The sequence below is a fragment of the Vibrio sp. VPAP30 genome (genome assembly GCF_001188205.1).
Taxonomy (GTDB): Bacteria; Pseudomonadota; Gammaproteobacteria; order Enterobacterales; family Vibrionaceae; genus Vibrio; species Vibrio bivalvicida.
Map to the genome: position 1 here is coordinate 122,169 of NZ_LBLS01000017.1, position 15,600 is coordinate 137,768.

The 15,600-nt window shown below is 47.0% G+C and carries 27 protein-coding genes; 4 read left to right on the forward strand and 23 right to left on the reverse strand.

The features are described from left to right. The first annotated feature begins 361 nt into the window (after positions 1-361). Entirely contained in the window at positions 362-784 is a 423-nt protein-coding gene (locus tag ZX61_RS06550) for a phage protein (protein ID WP_049843878.1), read from the forward strand. Positions 785-1,003: 219 nt separating this feature from the next. Here the strand turns inward: ZX61_RS06550 and ZX61_RS06555 are convergent, their stop codons facing one another. Then, positions 1,004-1,579, reverse strand: a complete 576-nt coding sequence (locus tag ZX61_RS06555; protein ID WP_049843879.1) for a hypothetical protein — start codon at positions 1,577-1,579, stop codon at positions 1,004-1,006. 249 nt (positions 1,580-1,828) lie between these two features. Beyond that, complete coding sequence (locus ZX61_RS06560; RefSeq protein WP_049843880.1) at positions 1,829-3,070, reverse strand: HEPN domain-containing protein; 1,242 nt, start codon at positions 3,068-3,070, stop codon at positions 1,829-1,831. A 241-nt stretch (positions 3,071-3,311) separates the two neighbouring features. On the opposite strand from ZX61_RS06560, the gene ZX61_RS06565 reads away from it, so the two are divergent. Both ZX61_RS06565 and ZX61_RS06570 read left to right on the forward strand, forming a co-directional pair. Further along, positions 3,312-3,899, forward strand: a complete 588-nt coding sequence (locus tag ZX61_RS06565; protein WP_049843881.1) for a DUF6036 family nucleotidyltransferase — start codon at positions 3,312-3,314, stop codon at positions 3,897-3,899. 28 nt (positions 3,900-3,927) lie between these two features. Next, positions 3,928-4,302, forward strand: a complete 375-nt coding sequence (locus ZX61_RS06570; RefSeq protein ID WP_235431304.1) for a hypothetical protein — start codon at positions 3,928-3,930, stop codon at positions 4,300-4,302. A gap of 164 nt (positions 4,303-4,466) precedes the next feature. Here ZX61_RS06570 and ZX61_RS06575 read toward each other — a convergent pair whose 3' ends face one another. From ZX61_RS06575 to ZX61_RS23965, 21 genes are all read right to left on the reverse strand, one after another. Next, the gene (locus ZX61_RS06575) at positions 4,467-5,267 is read right to left on the reverse strand and encodes a hypothetical protein (protein ID WP_200904219.1); all 801 of its coding nucleotides are present in this window, start codon (positions 5,265-5,267) and stop codon (positions 4,467-4,469) included. 158 nt (positions 5,268-5,425) lie between these two features. Then, positions 5,426-5,896, reverse strand: a complete 471-nt coding sequence (locus ZX61_RS06580; protein ID WP_049843883.1) for a GNAT family N-acetyltransferase — start codon at positions 5,894-5,896, stop codon at positions 5,426-5,428. A 404-nt stretch (positions 5,897-6,300) separates the two neighbouring features. Further along, positions 6,301-6,456 carry a hypothetical protein gene (locus ZX61_RS24305; protein WP_200904220.1) on the reverse strand — a complete coding sequence of 52 codons (156 nt, stop codon included), beginning with the start codon at positions 6,454-6,456 and terminating at the stop codon, positions 6,301-6,303. Between the two features lie 2 nt (positions 6,457-6,458). After that, a complete protein-coding gene (locus tag ZX61_RS06585; protein WP_049843884.1) occupies positions 6,459-6,866 on the reverse strand; it encodes a hypothetical protein in 408 nt (135 codons plus the stop codon). Then, complete coding sequence (locus tag ZX61_RS06590; protein WP_049843885.1) at positions 6,863-7,291, reverse strand: M15 family metallopeptidase; 429 nt, start codon at positions 7,289-7,291, stop codon at positions 6,863-6,865. The genes ZX61_RS06585 and ZX61_RS06590 overlap by 4 nt, the downstream gene beginning before the upstream one ends. A gap of 16 nt (positions 7,292-7,307) precedes the next feature. After that, positions 7,308-7,721 (reverse strand): hypothetical protein, encoded by a 414-nt coding sequence (locus ZX61_RS06595; protein WP_049843886.1) that lies wholly within the window; start codon positions 7,719-7,721, stop codon positions 7,308-7,310. After that, on the reverse strand, positions 7,721-8,371 hold the full coding sequence (locus ZX61_RS06600; protein WP_235431305.1) for a hypothetical protein: 651 nt from the start codon (positions 8,369-8,371) through the stop codon (positions 7,721-7,723). The genes ZX61_RS06595 and ZX61_RS06600 overlap by 1 nt, the downstream gene beginning before the upstream one ends. Further along, positions 8,368-9,291 (reverse strand): hypothetical protein, encoded by a 924-nt coding sequence (locus ZX61_RS06605; protein ID WP_049843887.1) that lies wholly within the window; start codon positions 9,289-9,291, stop codon positions 8,368-8,370. The genes ZX61_RS06600 and ZX61_RS06605 overlap by 4 nt, the downstream gene beginning before the upstream one ends. Further along, positions 9,272-9,475, reverse strand: coding sequence for a hypothetical protein (locus ZX61_RS06610; protein ID WP_049843888.1), 204 nt, complete (start codon positions 9,473-9,475; stop codon positions 9,272-9,274). The genes ZX61_RS06605 and ZX61_RS06610 overlap by 20 nt, the downstream gene beginning before the upstream one ends. Next, the gene (locus ZX61_RS24310) at positions 9,475-9,615 is read right to left on the reverse strand and encodes a hypothetical protein (RefSeq protein ID WP_171323606.1); all 141 of its coding nucleotides are present in this window, start codon (positions 9,613-9,615) and stop codon (positions 9,475-9,477) included. Before ZX61_RS24310 ends, ZX61_RS06610 begins: the two co-directional genes overlap by 1 nt. A 9-nt stretch (positions 9,616-9,624) precedes the next feature. Further along, positions 9,625-9,897, reverse strand: coding sequence for a hypothetical protein (locus ZX61_RS06615; RefSeq protein WP_049843889.1), 273 nt, complete (start codon positions 9,895-9,897; stop codon positions 9,625-9,627). Between the two features lie 9 nt (positions 9,898-9,906). Further along, positions 9,907-10,728 carry a major capsid protein P2 gene (locus tag ZX61_RS06620; protein WP_049843890.1) on the reverse strand — a complete coding sequence of 274 codons (822 nt, stop codon included), beginning with the start codon at positions 10,726-10,728 and terminating at the stop codon, positions 9,907-9,909. Positions 10,729-10,737: 9 nt separating this feature from the next. Then, on the reverse strand, positions 10,738-10,869 hold the full coding sequence (locus ZX61_RS24650) for a hypothetical protein (protein WP_257214423.1): 132 nt from the start codon (positions 10,867-10,869) through the stop codon (positions 10,738-10,740). A gap of 106 nt (positions 10,870-10,975) precedes the next feature. Beyond that, positions 10,976-11,695, reverse strand: a complete 720-nt coding sequence (locus ZX61_RS06625) for an ATP-binding protein (RefSeq protein WP_235431306.1) — start codon at positions 11,693-11,695, stop codon at positions 10,976-10,978. After that, the gene (locus ZX61_RS06630) at positions 11,664-12,155 is read right to left on the reverse strand and encodes a hypothetical protein (protein ID WP_049843891.1); all 492 of its coding nucleotides are present in this window, start codon (positions 12,153-12,155) and stop codon (positions 11,664-11,666) included. Before ZX61_RS06630 ends, ZX61_RS06625 begins: the two co-directional genes overlap by 32 nt. Then, entirely contained in the window at positions 12,139-12,609 is a 471-nt protein-coding gene (locus ZX61_RS24465) for a hypothetical protein (protein WP_049843892.1), read from the reverse strand. Before ZX61_RS24465 ends, ZX61_RS06630 begins: the two co-directional genes overlap by 17 nt. Continuing rightward, positions 12,599-12,841, reverse strand: coding sequence for a hypothetical protein (locus ZX61_RS06640; RefSeq protein WP_049843893.1), 243 nt, complete (start codon positions 12,839-12,841; stop codon positions 12,599-12,601). Before ZX61_RS06640 ends, ZX61_RS24465 begins: the two co-directional genes overlap by 11 nt. Before the next feature lie 218 nt (positions 12,842-13,059). After that, positions 13,060-13,374, reverse strand: coding sequence for a hypothetical protein (locus tag ZX61_RS06645; RefSeq protein WP_049843894.1), 315 nt, complete (start codon positions 13,372-13,374; stop codon positions 13,060-13,062). A gap of 446 nt (positions 13,375-13,820) precedes the next feature. Continuing rightward, positions 13,821-14,393 (reverse strand): hypothetical protein, encoded by a 573-nt coding sequence (locus ZX61_RS06650; protein ID WP_049843895.1) that lies wholly within the window; start codon positions 14,391-14,393, stop codon positions 13,821-13,823. Continuing rightward, the gene (locus tag ZX61_RS06655; protein WP_049843896.1) at positions 14,390-14,749 is read right to left on the reverse strand and encodes a hypothetical protein; all 360 of its coding nucleotides are present in this window, start codon (positions 14,747-14,749) and stop codon (positions 14,390-14,392) included. The genes ZX61_RS06650 and ZX61_RS06655 overlap by 4 nt, the downstream gene beginning before the upstream one ends. Positions 14,750-14,823: 74 nt before the next feature. Continuing rightward, positions 14,824-15,048 (reverse strand): hypothetical protein, encoded by a 225-nt coding sequence (locus ZX61_RS23965; RefSeq protein ID WP_150114967.1) that lies wholly within the window; start codon positions 15,046-15,048, stop codon positions 14,824-14,826. 63 nt (positions 15,049-15,111) lie between these two features. Between ZX61_RS23965 and ZX61_RS06660 the strand changes: the two genes are divergently transcribed. After that, a complete protein-coding gene (locus ZX61_RS06660; RefSeq protein WP_049843897.1) occupies positions 15,112-15,384 on the forward strand; it encodes a hypothetical protein in 273 nt (90 codons plus the stop codon). Positions 15,385-15,600: the final 216 nt, after the last annotated feature.

Below are 15,600 nucleotides of genomic sequence, written 5' to 3' on the forward strand. Positions count from 1 at the left end.
TTGGAGCAAAATGTAGAGAGTAACAGCCATAAACAAGCCTGATTTCGCATACATGCATACTTAATTTAACATAATGCACGTAATACGCACTTAAGCTGTCTAACCCAGTTTAAAATGTCCTCCAGGCTCACACCCAACTTTCTCGTCAATCGTTTTTCACTAACCGTTTGTTTTGCTTCAATAATTACCATTATTTATACCATTAATGACCCCGTTGGTCGGTCAACTGCGCTATTGGGTTATTAAATACAAAATGCGAATTTTGTGTTTTCGGCGTTTTTGATTGTTATCATCTATCAATCTCGCAATAAAAAAAGGAATAAACAATCGTTGCGCAAATTATTTTCTGGAGGAAAATCACATGCTCACACCTAACTTCAGTCAGCTAGTCCACCAACAGTTTATGGATCTGCATCAAGCCGCCGCGTTTTTTCACGTGCAACCCGTTACCGTCAAACGTTGGATTTTAGGCTATACGCCGGTTAATCCACTCGCAGAGAAATTGCTGAACATTAAAGCCCGTGGTTATCTGCCGCTCGATATCCGCTGGGACGGCTTTCGCGTTCATGAAGAGCGCGCCACGCTCATTACGCCCGATCGGCGCGAGTTTAACCCCAAAGAGCTTGAGAATTTCGTCTACTGGCGCGATGAACATCGTCAGTTGGTCAAATTGTATGGTCGACTGCATGATCCTTGTCCGACGCCACCGGTGCCCAATCTTGCGCCTTTTCGTGGTGGTCGCCGGGTTGAACCGATCCCTTGGGTACCGAGCAAATTCAAATGACGTCAGTACCTGATGCTCTAGAAGCACACGCCGGACATTAGGTCCGGCGCGGTTGCGTGGGCTGGATTGTGCTGGGTGGTGGCATTTCGTCATCAATGGGGATTTTGTAGCGTTCGTCCTGCAGCAACACCGTGGCGGTCTTGAGCAGCACTTGTTTGACTTGGCCTTGCGATGGTCGCAGCCGTACGCGTCGTCGATTTAACATAACGTTATCCTGAGTTAATCCGCTAACAAATCCAACTCTTCATCGAGCAACATTTCAAACAGCACGTCTTGCTGACGTTCAAACAAACTGTCAAAGGTGGCAAACATCACCGGCACCTCATGCCAGCTGTCTAAGACTTTGTAGCCATACAAGCCATAATGCGACAGAAACGCTTTGGGTGGATCGACGAGGTAAACGCCGACACTGTTCGGATATGTCGAGAGAAAATACAGCGCAATATAGGTGATCACCGACATCAAGCGCTCAGTCATGGCCTGAGCGGCACGTCCGTCCTTCGGCTCAAGTAACAGCGTATGTTGCCTCCCTACCCGGCTATCGTACACACCAATCAGCAGCCCAGAGCGAGGTGTTTTAAAGCGCAGTACGCCAATATGAAAGGCGCGACCGGACAAACAGGATAAATGGTAGTGATTAAGCCAATCCAAGACGGGGCTATCGTCAGAGACTAACGAGCGATAACTCTGCTCACTGAGTGAAGACACTTTCAATTCGAGATTCGTTTGATTGATGACATCTTGCAGAAACTGCACATCAATCGACTGACGTTGTATTGGCGTTGTGTTGTTCATGGGCGTCGCGCCTTTTAGTAGATGGTGACGAACAAGGTCGCGAATAAGTTAAGGGCTTTTCTAGGCTGGCGCGAGCGTAAACCAGGATTAATTAAATGAAATAATGCACCGCTCAGAGACAATTGATGCGATAACAACAAGATACGAAACTGAAAATAGCAATATGATTATTTAGTCGTTGTTTCTTTAGTGTCACTAAAACTGAAGTAACAGCTTTGCGAATCACTCTTGAATTGTTTGTTAGGTTCATTACCCGTTTTTTAACTGTTTTGCTCTGGACACAGCTGATATATCTCTCAGTTCCAAATCCAAAACGAGCCTTTTTAGACAGCTGAGCGCTATCTCAGTTACTTCTTTTCTCACTCCACCGAGTGTTTCACCCTCTCCTAGGCGAGGCTCACGACCATGAACAATATCACTTCTTAGTTTATATAATCTCCCTATTCTTTCACGAAACTCTGGAGTATCTCGTTCTAGAAATTTGGATATGGAGTCTTTTAAAGTTTCCTTAATACCTCTATCTTTTGTGGTAAACATCGATTCCCACGATATTAAGGCGTCTAATAAAGCATATTTATCATCATTTCTCTTTAAAATAGATGATTGCAGGTCTTGAATTGGTTTTACAATGTGCTTTGACTTACTAACACTTAATGCATTGTACCAATACTTTAATTCCTCTACTTCATCTTGTTTTAAAACTATTTTAGGCCCGTTAAAATCATCATTTCCGAAGTTAAAACAGCATCGCTCTTTAAATAAAAATGTAGATTCTGAGAAATACACCTCGATAGATTTTTGTATATTTTTTGTTATCATAAGAGCTAACGCAAAGTTATTAACCCTATTCTGGTTATCCAATCTTAGTGCTTCCGGGAACTCTTTATCAAACGAAACTTTTTTATCTATGTTAGGGTTTCTATGAACTTTTGCTGTATACTTTGACTCAATCACCACACCCATAATGTTCGTTCGAACACCGTCCATCTCAAGCGTGTACTTAATCGTATCGATATGGCTCTGGTGTATATTAACTTTCCTGACAACTAAATCACCCAAATCAATCTCATCAAACTCCCTCAGAACTAAACCAGATACCCCCGAGAATATAGATACATCTAAATCACCACTCTTAGACAGTTGGTGAATGACTTTATAACTGTGTTTGGCTTCATTAACGTAACCCTCCATAGATGGTGACATTTTAAAGCAACATTTTTCAAACGTAGTGGATAGAACACACTCAAGCAATCTCTTGGTAGGTAACCTAGAAAATAAGCTACCATTAATTCCATCCAACTTAGCTTCAATTGACAAATACTCTTCACTTTCGTCTTCAAGTGTTAAACCTGATAAACAACTTTGATTTATATATTTATCTAATTTTGGAAAATTGACATGCTTTAACTGACGTCTCTCGAAAGAGTTTATGTAAATAGGATAAGCTTCTTGAGATAATGCAACGAAGTTGCTGAATTGCATTTCCATCATTCAAATATGACCCATGAATTGATTCAATATTAATAGGCTAAGAGTATAAACCTAACGCCCTGTTAAGTTGTGAGCAACGCAATACCGAAGCTCCCGCATACTACCTTAAAAACAAAACGCGACGCATAGTAAAAATGCCACGCGTTGCGAATCACTCTTAAACAGTTTGTTATATGTATAGTATGTGATTGACTTTAATAGTTAAACGGTGTGAAATCACTTTTCTTAAAAAGAGGCACACATGACTGATTTACACACCGAAACACCTTTAGCAAAAGCTATTTTTGATCTATTCGATGATCTAGCTCAGTTGATTGAAGAAAAGCACGGAGATTTGCCAGCAGGTTCAATAAAAGCTTACGTTTTTGGAGGTTGTGCTGTTCATCTATATACAAATGCACGCGGGAGCAATGATCTAGATGCAGAGCTTAACGCTGCAAACAAGCTAGATATATCCAGTATCATCTTAGAACTTGATCCCGTCTACTTCGATGACCCTGAAGTTGGTGAGTCTACCCTAGATTGGGATGCGAATTTTAACATTGGTCTACCATCGCTTGGTCCCGATTACAAAGAAAATGCTATACCTCTAGTATGTGGAGATAGTATACTTCATATCTCTTTAGTCAGTGCTGTGGACATTGCAGTTTCCAAATTATCTAGATTAGCAGAAGATGATTTAAAAGATATTATTGCACTGTTCAAAGCAAAACGCTTTAGTTTAGAAGAGTTTAAACAGGTGGCGCAGGATGCTATAGACTATAGCGCAACGCCTGATAGTTTACAAAGTAACGTAGAGTTTGCTATAACAGCTATAGAAGAAGCGTGATCAGTAATCATAATAGGTTTTTGTAACAATGAAACGCACACAAGAAGTTTTTGACAGATTGGTATCTAGCGAGTTCAGGCTAGCATCTTTTGAAGATGTTAAAACTGTTGCTCTAGCTATGTGGCATGAAAACTTCGTACCTCAAGTAAAGCATTTATCAGAGACTTCAGCTAAAGCCGCTGGCTATGTTGTTGACAAATTGATGCGTTTTAACTGTGTTTCTCAAGAACTCAAAGCTAAGTTGCGTGATGTACTAACTGTGCTTAAAGGGATGTTCAGCTTTACACCTGTAAAAGTAAAAGGCTGCGATAAACTCGCTCAAAGTTGGGGACTTGCAACAGATTTAAAGTTACAAGTGCGCGAACTTCTTGAATATCAAACGCGGCATTATAAGCACGCTTAAAGACTAGATTAAAGCACCTTTCGAGGTGCTTTTTTGATCTATGCATATAACGCCCTGTTAAGGGGTGAGCAACGCAATACCGAAGCTGCCGCATACCACCTTAACCACTAAAACTAACGCATAGTAAAAATGCCACGCGTTGCGAATCCCTCTTGAACAGTTTGTTAGGTTTTGGTGTGGCTTGGGTAAAGTTCTGCTTTGCTCATTTGTGTAAGAATACTCTGAACCTCAGTGCGCATCTTAGTCAGAGTTGTTATTAATGATTCAGAGTAATCAATTGTTGCCATATTAAGCACAATACCTACAGGAACACTTAACTGTCGACGAAATATGCAAGTTGTTGGAGGAACAATCTCTCCTAATTCTTTTGGATCGATTGAGCTTGTGCGCCATACTACATCCCGACGGCATCCACCAAACCCTACATCAGTTAGACCAGCTGGAAAATCTGGAACTTGAGCTCTTATATCGGCGCTAGAAATTTGAGTAAAGTCACCAACGGGAGTGGGAAACTTATGTTTATCTAGAATGTTGACTTCATGTAAAAGACTTAGCAGTTGATTACCACCTGAACCATTAGATGGTTTAAAGCTAAGAATTAAATTAAAAAACTCCTCACTAACTTGGTGAGCTAATCTAGATTTAATAGCTTGCTCTAGTTTTAAACTGTCCTTAGCAAAAGGGAACTGAATAGCTCCGTGTTTATTTTCATCTTCTATATAAGGAACTACAGCTTCCCAATAGGCGTGGTCAAGGGCGGAGCGTAGGTTATGAAAAACCTCACCACAACGTATGACTAGCTTTTTTAGCGATATATGATTAAGTTCTGAAAATGTGGCTCTATCACCTGTCATAGTGTCTGTCTCAAGTACATATGTGAAAGGTGGCGATATTTCTGACATAGCCAATATTTCATCAATTTGTTCACTTGCTCGTTCAACTTTTAATCTTGCACTATCAAACATCATAACTCCCTATTTGAAATTAAACCTAACGCCGCATTAAGGTGTGAGCAACGCTACCACGATACTTAACCATACCACCGTAAACACGAAACCCAACGATGGAATGAAAAATGCCAAGCGTTGAGAATCACTCTTAAATGCTTTGTTATGTGAACCGTTTAGCACGTAAGAGTTTTTGAGTACTCGAATACCCTAAACTCATCAGAAGCATCAGGCTGAAACTCACCGACCTTTTTGTACCCCAGTTTTTCGTAAAAGTGATGATTCCGAAATGACTTGTAAGGGGTAAGCAAAAACCAATGTTTTATATGGCTGTACTGATTCTCTATAAGGCGAATGACTTCAGAGCCAATATGTTTGTTCTGAAAGTTTAACGCGATGTAAACATATTTAATTTCAATAGAGGACTGGTCACCACATTCAACACAAATTGCGCCCGCGAATTCACCGTGGCATAAAACTTTATAAAAATGGCCTTTACCAACCTCTGAATGAAACCATTCTCTTGACTCGATATTTGGAGGAAACGCACCATATTTGTCAACATCAGGAGCAAATGCAACTAAAGCTGAGTCTTGCAGGAGCTGAACATCCTCTAAGACTGCGAGTTGAAGGTAAATATCAGACATAATTATCCTTTAATTGTAATGTATTGCAGATTTTCCATTAGGTCACATAACAATTATTAGACAGAAATGTTCTGTATTTAATCATAGAGTTCTTCTGTCTTTCGCCCTAACACAGCTAATATTGTCCTATTTTCCTGTAATTTATCAGTAACTTAAAACTAGAGCAATCAATCAATCAATCAATGCAGTGAAGTGCATACTAATTCTGTATAACATGCTTTAAATCAAAATTTGAGCCTAAGAGAATTAAAAAACCGCCCTAAATGAGCGGTTTTCTTTAGCGTCTGCGACGTGTCTTTCGTCGCTTTCTCGTGGCAGTGGATTTCACCACCCGTCCACCTCTGAGCGTGTACCCTTTCTTAAGTTGACCGTTTTGCTTGCGGCCTTTGCACTTACAGCATCGTTTAGCCATGAGAGTCCTCCAGTTTGCGTATCCGTTGTTCTTGGTCTTGCTGCACTTTCTTTATCCAGTTGATGTCCGTTTTGAGCGCCGCAATCGTGCCCGCGCTAGATACCACGCCAGTGATTAGAGCAATGAGCATCGCTTCGAGTAATTCCATCATTACCCCCTGAACTTACTTGAGAAGAACTCCAGCAGGTAGCGAACCATGGCGCGCATGCCAAGGGTATCGATGACGACGGCGCCGACGACATACCAATACGGCTCAGGAATAGCCTGCAGTGCCTCAAAGCCTTGCTCGACATAAGGCGCGTAATCGGGAATGAAGGAAAGAATGAGCGGAATGAACACCACAAGCAGGATAAACTCGTCTTTGAATCCGCGCTCTTTGATGCTGACTTCATCGAGGCTACTGGCTTGCTCTTCGCCTTTTTGCAGTCTGCGCACCCTAGCCTGGTGTTTCTCCTGGTCCAGCTCGTCTTTGCGCTTTAAGGCTTCGGCTTTGTTGCGGTTGTACTGCCTATAGGTTTCGAGTCCGCCATTAAACAAACTGACTATCGCACCAATCATGGGTACACCTGTCGATCGAGTTCGATATGGGGACCATCTTTGAACGACGTCCAGTCGCCACCCCAGACAATCGGCACACCGAGTTCTCTGGCCGCTTGCTTGAATGCCCAGCTCACTTGTTCGTAGTAACTGAATCCCCACGTGACTTCGCCATCTTCGTCATACACCACGTAGTCAATGGCGTGACCGGTTTGGTGGCGGCTGATACGCGAGTAGCCATCAAGTTGACTCGCCTTGTCCTGAAAGAGCTGGAATTGCTCTTCGGCTGTGCGTTTGCCCGAGGTAATACCGAAATCAAACGGACTGAGTTCAAGGGCGCGCCGTACCACGTTTTTCAAATCATGGTGGACACCAATCAGTTTGGTTTCGCTTCTAACCGACAGCGTGAAACCACTGACGGCTTTATCAATCTGCTTCTTGTTCATCAGATACACTCCCAGGCTAACCATTAAAAAGAGGGGGAATACCCAGCGCATCGGGCACCTCCTGTTTAAAAATTAAGCGCGTTTCAATTCGGGTGGTCAGCATCACGCTGCTCACCACTTGCAGCTCATCGGCGCCTTTGGGCTTAATGAGGGTCATCGGATAGTGATGGTCGATGCCTGGCGCGAAGTACAGATACAAGTAACGACGCTCGATAAGCTGATTATCTTTCAGGAACGACAACGTCAGACTGCATAGCTGGGCATTGACACCACGGTTAGCCGATAACGACGAACGCTTAAACGACAAATCGACCAATTCGACATAGTCCGTAAAATGGAAAATCCCCGCCGTACCGGTGCTGCCTTGCGATTCAGTCGCGATTTCAATATCGGGTTTGGCTTTCGGTGGTGGGTTATACAGCATCAACATCAGCGCATCTCCCCGACTCGGACGGTTTCCCCGTCTTTGCCTTTAATAGTCACGGCCTGATTGGTGTTGAGTGGCAGATGGCCACCGGGATTGACGATCATAAAACCTTGCACCAGGACCGGCTCGGTATTGTCATCCGGTACCTGTAGAAATAAGGCTTTACGCGCTTCACTGCCGTCGATGGTTTGAGTCGTGCCATCGAGCTCAAACACGCCTTCGTCAATCGCCGCATAGGTGTACAAAGTCACGCTAGGCGTCACGCTCAGCGTCTCGTTATCAACGTGAACGTTAAGCAATTCGTTCTGAATTTGCGCTCTGACGGCCCGTTGTATCTCGACCACACTCACGGGACGTTGCACTTCGTGCACGACCACGGCGTTCGACACATCGACTTTCTGCGCTTGGGTTAAAATCGGCACGTCACTGATTTGGTATTCAAACGTCGCGGCGTCATCGTGATGGTTTTCCAGTGTCAGCTCATCAAACTTGGTCACATCAACCGTATCGCCGCGTTGAATTTCGGTCGGCCTTAACGCATCGCTGCGTATCATCAGTGTGTGCGTCGATTCACGTAGGATAAGGAATTTCCCCGCCTGTCCGGCGTTAAAGCTGAGGGTTTGATGGGGCTCGAGGGTGTGGATTTGTCTCATGAGCGGCTCCCTTTATACAGCACCGCGACGGTGATGATGGTGCCGGCAATGCCGACAATCAGAGAAATGTTTTTCAGTAAGTTGTTGTCGGACTCAAGGCCACCGGTCTGCTCGCGCGATTTAGCGCTGCTGGCCATCGCCAATGCCGCTTTGGTGGTTTCGGTTTGTTGTCCGGCCATCGATTTAATCGAGTCAATCGCGTACTGGCTGACTTCCGAGGTTTCTTCAAGTGCCGAGGTGCCAAAGTTAAACGCCTCATCGACGGTGTTGTTGACCGTATCCAATGACCCTGTCACAATAGTTTCATTGGATTTGAGCGTTTGCTGGCCAAAGTCGAGCGCTTCCTCGGCAAGATTGCCCGCAATGGCCATCGCCCCATGGTCGGTCATGGTCAGATTAATATCCGAGTCATTGACGCCCGCAACCATAATGCCGTAGTTATCACGGCCCGCGGCTGCGCTACCACTGGTATTGGTGGTCGTTGTGACCGTGCTTTGTCGACTTTGTGAAGAGCTTCTGCCACCCATATCTGCAAACCTTATTCGTAAAACGCGTTCATCGCCTCGGCGTTCAATCTCCTGAACCGGTAGCCCCAATCTGTGGCGAATAAATCGCTCTGCGCCAGCGCGAAAGAAGTGCGCCCGTATCGAGTCAAAGCCATGTGCTCTGGCATGATTAAGCGCGCCCAATGTGCCCGAGGCCATATCGCCCACCAACGCAACGACAACTAATTCCTTGCTGCCGCCTTTGAGTACTTCGCCCCTTAATAGCATCACGGTGTTATCAAGGCGAAACACCTGCTCGTAGCCCTGTTTCACCGCGCGTTCGGCGTCGTGATAATAGTCTTTCAGTGCGGGTTTTAGTTGGTCTTTAACCCGTGTCCATTGCTCACGCTGAAGACTACTTCTTAAGCGCCACATACAGGACAAGCAGCACCAACATCACGATGAGCCACCATTGGGAGCTGGTGCCGCCGAGGTTGATCCCTCCGCCCGTGAAACCCATATTGTTGGTGGTGTTGCCTGACGTACCGGACATCGCGGGTCCTGACGCACCGCCTTGTAAACCACCGCCACCGGTTAACGACGTTAATGATCCGAGCATCACAGGCCTCCTTTGGCGAAATACAGCAACACAGCAAGCATCCCGACGAGCAGCAACAGTTTATTGAGGCCTTTACTGGCGCTTACACCAAACATACTGCCGACACCAAAACCGCCGAGTGCCCAGAATAAAAGTGGCATTGGTCTCTCCTACTTCTTAAACGCCATCACCCCAAGCAGCACCACAGTAGTCAGTGCCAGACCGCCACCGATATACAGCATCATCGGATCGATACCGGATTTGGCGCCCATTGGACGCGTGACCACATTACCGGCGTTATCCACCTGTGGATGATTAGGCTGCTGGGTTTTGTTTGGGTTGGAGGTTTGATCCTTGGTGTCGAACAGCCAATCGGCGTGCTCGCCAACGGAGTCCAAAGCCCCCGCGCCAAACTCCAGTAAATCATCAAAAAAGCTTTTCATGGGCGCTCCTTAGGCCGCGCCACCTTGCAGCTTCTCCGGTCGCTCTAAACGCACCGATTCAACCAAGATGGGGATAGAACCTGGCACGTCTTCGGTGGTGACCGAGAACTTCAAATTGGAACTGTGCTGCGTCGGAAACAGTTCATCAATCGAGAAACCGCGGACAATCGGATCGAAGTGAAAATAGCCCGCTTGCGGCGTGCGTTCGTTGCGCTTGGCGTTGGCGTCAGCGATAAACTTGTTCGCTTCAAACTCTTTAACGAAATCACGCTCAATTTCGAGCTTGGTGATCTTGTCGTGCATAAAGTGCATGCGGCGAATACTGATGAGCGGACTGGCGATCAGATTAGTAAACTCATTCACGCCTGCTGCATTGGCGGGCATGGTTTCGCGTTTGACCAACGGCACTACGACGCGCATTGCTTGCGCGTTACTCACCCAAGCGTGCACTTGAATGGTGAGTGGGTCCGCATCTGCGCGCTTGTTTCGGAACTGAATATCGAGGTGAATGTTATCTCCGAGCTCAGTGACTAAGCCAGTGTAGCGCACCCCATTTTTGGTTCGAGCGACGACATCGCTAAATGGAATAATGTAGTGGCCACTGGTGGGATCGCGGCGCTTATAGCGCTCCAGCATCAACAGCTCTTCGCCGGTCAACACATAAATCTCTTCCGCATTGAGCGTGATAGAAATTCGCGTCATGTCCTGCGCGTCGGCGTTGGTTTCGAGCACCAGTTCGTGATACGTCGGGCCATTGGGAATAGGCAGTGTGCCTTTCTGTCCCCAAGCCGCACCGACCATAGAATTCAGTTTGATTGGTTTGACTGACATAGCGCCCCCTTAGAACCAACCGGACTTGCCAAGAAGCTTATCTAGACCACCAACCTTGTTGTTGACGGCCAAGATGATCGCCCCTGTCGTCAAAGCTGATACGCCAGCAATGATGGCAACGTTACGAGCATTCAATCGCATAGTGACATCCTCATTGAAATGGATGCCCTGACCCTAGGACGCCAATAAGTAACTGAATAGAGAGTGAAACCTATTAGGCAGGCACTCTAACCTAATAGGTTAACCCTTACCGTGTTGGATAGATTTTCCCTTGTCTATGGTTACCAATCCCGGGACTTTTGAGGATGTAATCCGCATATTTCCCTTTGCCTAAATGCTCCCGCTCATGACAGCCTTTCAGCGCAAGGATCGACTCGTACGGCACATCGTAATAGTCAGCGATATAGCGCGCGTTACGTTTCGAACTGACCGCGCCAATGTAAACGTGTTTCGATTCATCGAGCACGGTTTTGGGCACTTCCTGACTGCGCTGAAAGGTGGCGTGCATCACCAACCCAAAGCCACGGCCACCGGTCCACAGTTCACCTGCGACACCATCGAGTTTGGCGGTGTTGTTGGTGCATTTGGCCAGCTCCTCAATCACACAGTGCAACTCATGTGCGTGTTGGCCATCGCCCAATGACCACACCATCTGCGCAAAGCGCTCAAGGTTATCGCGGCTCCGTTCTTGGTTGACCAAAGCCAGACGAAACGGCTTGCGTAGCTTTCGCCCATACCAGGCACGCTGATAGAACTCAGAGAACGACGCACAAGGCACGACTTTCAGCCCTTCAAGCCGTTGCTCTGAATGCTCGGCGTACGGATCGAACATCACCACCTGGGCGGATTTGGGGATCAACTTGAGCTTGCGAATGGCGGTGGTTTTACAGCTGCCCGTCGTGCCCATGTAACACACGTGCTGAGCATTGAGCGCGTTATTCTTGTTGATCGGACTGGGCAGCTTCATCCGTCTCTCCTTCAACCTGCGTGGCCTCCTTGCTGGCTTTGGCCTCATTGAGCGCTTTTTCCTGACGCAGTCGACGCACCTGAAGCGTACAACCGCCAACCAAGGTGCACGACGCCATGGCAAAGATCAGCTCCTTCTCATACTCGGCAAACCACGCGAAACCGGCGGGGCCGTATTTCTGCAGCATTGGCGTGGCCGCATCGAGCCATTTATTACCGACGTTCTCATCGATTTCAAACGGCACATCAAACGCCGCACCGACGCTGAACTCGACAATGCCTAAGCCATAACCGAGCATTTGGCGCGAGGTGTCCGGATCAAAGCTGGCTTCTTCCTGCTCGTCGCTTTCCGCCTGTTCAATGGCGTGCTCTTCTTGCTGCATCTCGTCGATGGCCGCTTGCGCAGTAAGATCGCGCTCATCCACCGGTGTCGTGACTTCTGGTTCATTGGTTTGGTTCATGGCGCGGCTCCTTGTTCTTGGTCAGCAAGACAAACAGCAACGCGCAGCCACCAACAAAGGCTAATGCGCCCGCCACGGTTCGTTTGGTTATCTTGGTCGGTTTCGGCTCGGTTATCGGATTTTCCTCGCAAGCCCCGTCGTGATTGGTTTCGTGCGGTTTGGTATCGGTTACCGAGTGCGGTTTTTGTGGGGTACTGTTTTTATAACCAGTAATCACCCCTTCGCGCGTCGGTTTCATGTGGTTAGTTAACCATTCTTGAAACGGTTTGCCCGCGCTTTGATTGGCTTTGCAGTTGGGGCAAATCGTATAGAGCTGACCCAAACGGCGCTTGTTCTTCGGTGGATCGCCACCTTCTAAAACGCGGTGTTCGCCAACGGCATGCACGGTACACACTTCGCCGCAACCTTGCGTCGGACAGGCAATGTAACCTTTGATGGGATTCTTACTGGCCATGCTGCGCCTCCTCAAGCTCAGTGAGCCGTTGATGGAAGTTCAAGGTAATGGCTTTAATGGTAGTGACGGTGGTGTCGATATGGCTCTTGGCCTGCTCGGCGGTCTGAATGGCGACCATCGGCTTTTTAAACGCAGGAATGCTTGACCAATCTGGCGCAGATTGAGCCAGCGCCCGCTCGATGTCATCGAGTTTGGCCAATAAGTCGGCAAACTCTTGTTGTCTGATTGTCATACTGACCTCTGTCTCACGACGTTGGTGAATGGGTGCCCCTGTCTCACGACGTTAGCTCTTTGATTATGACGATTAATAAACCACTTTCAATAGTTATTATCGATTAAAATCCTCTTTCTTGCCAGACCGTCGCGCAGCGACACACACGGCGGTGGTGCATCGTCGTTCACTGCGGCTTATCGCTGTGCTAAATCAATCAAAATCGGTGTTATCACGTATTATTTGACGGGTTTCGGTTTGGTTTCATCGACACGAGGCAGAATGGTGTGAATGTACAGATACAAAAAGACAACGATGATGGTGTCGGCAAGGATCATAAAATCGTTACCGATGAGCAACGTGGTGGTGTCATCCTCACTGGGCATAGCAAGCAAACCAATATTCACCGCCCAAGAATACCCAATGACAACCATTGTAAGAGAAAAACTCAGAGAATATAGACGACGAATGGCAACAGCAGAAATCCGACTTTTGACGATTAAGCCAAAAATCACCAATGGTATAAGAAACAATGCTATCTCGATGTAGATCATTACATCGCTCCAATTCGAGTCATCTATTTGTTTGATAAGTATATACTACTACGCTAGTAAACCACCCTACAGATCAATCCGTGTGACTTTCAACACACTGTCCTATTCAAACTCAGTACAACACTTCAAGCGCGGTTAAGGCGTCAGCTCGCTGGCGAGCAAGATACGCCGCTTCCTCAACGTTATCCCCGTTTTTCAGGGGGTAACACTCATCATCACTATTATCTTTCTTTAGAAAGATCACTAGTCGAAGACTATGGATCACACGGTTAAGATCCGGTCTCATGGAGCAGTTATTATGACAAACCACCGCTTAGTCACCGCGTTATCCACAGAAACGGTGGATAGCTGTGATAAAAGCGTCATAGACACCGCGTTTACAGGCATAAACAACGATTTTTCAGGGATTTAGCGTGCAGTAAACGGATCGATCCTAAGTGGGTGGATCAACGTTTTAATGGGGATTGGTCGTGACGACGGGCAAATTTACGCAGCAGCGTAATGGGCGTAAGCAGGTAACGGACATGAACACCGGTACGAATGGCCATCTGCTTGATGGTCTCGCTCGCTGCCGTTTTCGCTTTGTGGAAGGCGCCCTGCAGCCCTAAGTCGGTAAAATAGCGCTCACTGATGCGCTTTATCGAGGCTAAGCCATACCACTGGCCGTTTTCATTGTGTCTTGGTTGAGTGGATGTCAGCCAGCCGCGTTGCTTGGCAAACGACACGCACTGTTTGACCCGCCAAACCGGCAATCCCGTCCCTTCGGCCACATTGGCCCAAGTACGCAATAGGAAACCGCGACGAGTGGCCACGCCCACCTTACGCGTACGGAATTCGAGCTCACTGACCAGATAATCCATAACTAAGGCAATGTCGCGCAAGAACTGACGCTGTGTGCTCTTGCCTGAATCCGATAGCAAATAGACGTGTTTAGACGGATCGCGGAGCAAGGATTGCCAACGCTCACGGTGCATGGCAGCGAAGGGGCGCTCGCGACGAGTAAAGCGGCGTTCACTCATTGCACTGACCGTGACGGCGTCACTGAATGCGGCAATTTGTGGTTTTTCATTATCCGCTCAATGTAGTGTTCAAGCTGTGTGGTTAGCTCTGACAGCGTGTCTTTTTCCCAACACTGCCAATCTGCCGTGCGGACGCTGTAGGCCATCGCAAAGGTCGCCATGTCAGAGCCAATCGCGTGGTAACGTTTAGAGCCCGTCAGTAAATCGCTGCTTAAAATCAGCAGGGGCGACAGCAGGCTGGTATGAAGCGTGGGATCACCCGTTATATCTGTCATGTGTTTCGAGGTGTTCATGGCGGCCGTTAAGTGCGCCAAGCAAGTCTGTAACACTCGTTGGTCGTCGAGTTCGCTGTGCATGTTCCTTTCCTTCAGTAGCTCGACGTGATCGTGGCCAACGGCGATGGCGCTCGCGATAACGACGCACACGGGGATTAATGCGCGCGCGGTTCATCATCCACACCCTGCTCTAACAACGTCAGCAGTTCTCGGATTGACACGATGAGTAATCGTAAGCTAGTGTCTAAACGCCCCTGTTCGGCCTCTTTCTCTGCTTCACTCAGAACCGACACAATTTGCTGTTTGCTCGCCATCTCCGCTCCTACACGATCACGTACTGGACGTGTATCACTGTATTGAATGTTTTTTCGTACCGCCAATGCGTTATCGGGATTGCAAAGCCTGATTTGTCCTGCCTAGAATGAGTTCAAAGGAGCCAGTTTATGACTGTTTTTAACTACACAAACTCGTTACTGAATCGTGTAAAAGCAAAATATCAGCTCACCTCGGAGTACCAATTAGCAAAGAAGTTGGGAATTTATGAGAGTCGATTGCGTAAGTGGCGAAAAGGAACGTGTGGGATGGATTGGGACATTGCGTTTCGCATCGCCGATATGCTCGGCGAAAGCGATCAAAATGTCGTGCTTGGGCTCCTACCCAATAAGCAGAAAAACGAACGTGTCATCAAAGTGTTAGATGATATAAGACCGGATTGATCAGGACTTTACCCTAGTGCACGTAATGCGCACCAAGTATGTAGGTGCAATTTATCATTTCTTGAAATCCTAACATTTTGTTTTGCTTCCAAATCTGAATTCAATTAGTCGATAAATAAGGCTTCGCGCCTTGTCATTCGGTCTGGGGTTTTCCTAACTCAGTTTTGTCGCGCCACCACTTTGGTCATTTTCGGTGATTTTTCATCGTCACTGACA

Coding starts and splice junctions, on each gene's coding strand:
- ZX61_RS06550 (WP_049843878.1), top strand. CDS start 362: ATGCTCACACCTAACTTCAGTCAGCTAGTCCACCAACAGTTTATGGAT.
- ZX61_RS06555 (WP_049843879.1), bottom strand. CDS start 1,579: ATGAACAACACAACGCCAATACAACGTCAGTCGATTGATGTGCAGTTT.
- ZX61_RS06560 (WP_049843880.1), bottom strand. CDS start 3,070: ATGATGGAAATGCAATTCAGCAACTTCGTTGCATTATCTCAAGAAGCT.
- ZX61_RS06565 (WP_049843881.1), top strand. CDS start 3,312: ATGACTGATTTACACACCGAAACACCTTTAGCAAAAGCTATTTTTGAT.
- ZX61_RS06570 (WP_235431304.1), top strand. CDS start 3,928: ATGAAACGCACACAAGAAGTTTTTGACAGATTGGTATCTAGCGAGTTC.
- ZX61_RS06575 (WP_200904219.1), bottom strand. CDS start 5,267: ATGTTTGATAGTGCAAGATTAAAAGTTGAACGAGCAAGTGAACAAATT.
- ZX61_RS06580 (WP_049843883.1), bottom strand. CDS start 5,896: ATGTCTGATATTTACCTTCAACTCGCAGTCTTAGAGGATGTTCAGCTC.
- ZX61_RS24305 (WP_200904220.1), bottom strand. CDS start 6,456: ATGGAATTACTCGAAGCGATGCTCATTGCTCTAATCACTGGCGTGGTA.
- ZX61_RS06585 (WP_049843884.1), bottom strand. CDS start 6,866: ATGATTGGTGCGATAGTCAGTTTGTTTAATGGCGGACTCGAAACCTAT.
- ZX61_RS06590 (WP_049843885.1), bottom strand. CDS start 7,291: ATGAACAAGAAGCAGATTGATAAAGCCGTCAGTGGTTTCACGCTGTCG.
- ZX61_RS06595 (WP_049843886.1), bottom strand. CDS start 7,721: ATGTTGATGCTGTATAACCCACCACCGAAAGCCAAACCCGATATTGAA.
- ZX61_RS06600 (WP_235431305.1), bottom strand. CDS start 8,371: ATGAGACAAATCCACACCCTCGAGCCCCATCAAACCCTCAGCTTTAAC.
- ZX61_RS06605 (WP_049843887.1), bottom strand. CDS start 9,291: ATGTGGCGCTTAAGAAGTAGTCTTCAGCGTGAGCAATGGACACGGGTT.
- ZX61_RS06610 (WP_049843888.1), bottom strand. CDS start 9,475: ATGCTCGGATCATTAACGTCGTTAACCGGTGGCGGTGGTTTACAAGGC.
- ZX61_RS24310 (WP_171323606.1), bottom strand. CDS start 9,615: ATGCCACTTTTATTCTGGGCACTCGGCGGTTTTGGTGTCGGCAGTATG.
- ZX61_RS06615 (WP_049843889.1), bottom strand. CDS start 9,897: ATGAAAAGCTTTTTTGATGATTTACTGGAGTTTGGCGCGGGGGCTTTG.
- ZX61_RS06620 (WP_049843890.1), bottom strand. CDS start 10,728: ATGTCAGTCAAACCAATCAAACTGAATTCTATGGTCGGTGCGGCTTGG.
- ZX61_RS24650 (WP_257214423.1), bottom strand. CDS start 10,869: ATGCGATTGAATGCTCGTAACGTTGCCATCATTGCTGGCGTATCAGCT.
- ZX61_RS06625 (WP_235431306.1), bottom strand. CDS start 11,695: ATGAAGCTGCCCAGTCCGATCAACAAGAATAACGCGCTCAATGCTCAG.
- ZX61_RS06630 (WP_049843891.1), bottom strand. CDS start 12,155: ATGAACCAAACCAATGAACCAGAAGTCACGACACCGGTGGATGAGCGC.
- ZX61_RS24465 (WP_049843892.1), bottom strand. CDS start 12,609: ATGGCCAGTAAGAATCCCATCAAAGGTTACATTGCCTGTCCGACGCAA.
- ZX61_RS06640 (WP_049843893.1), bottom strand. CDS start 12,841: ATGACAATCAGACAACAAGAGTTTGCCGACTTATTGGCCAAACTCGAT.
- ZX61_RS06645 (WP_049843894.1), bottom strand. CDS start 13,374: ATGATCTACATCGAGATAGCATTGTTTCTTATACCATTGGTGATTTTT.
- ZX61_RS06650 (WP_049843895.1), bottom strand. CDS start 14,393: ATGAGTGAACGCCGCTTTACTCGTCGCGAGCGCCCCTTCGCTGCCATG.
- ZX61_RS06655 (WP_049843896.1), bottom strand. CDS start 14,749: ATGCACAGCGAACTCGACGACCAACGAGTGTTACAGACTTGCTTGGCG.
- ZX61_RS06660 (WP_049843897.1), top strand. CDS start 15,112: ATGACTGTTTTTAACTACACAAACTCGTTACTGAATCGTGTAAAAGCA.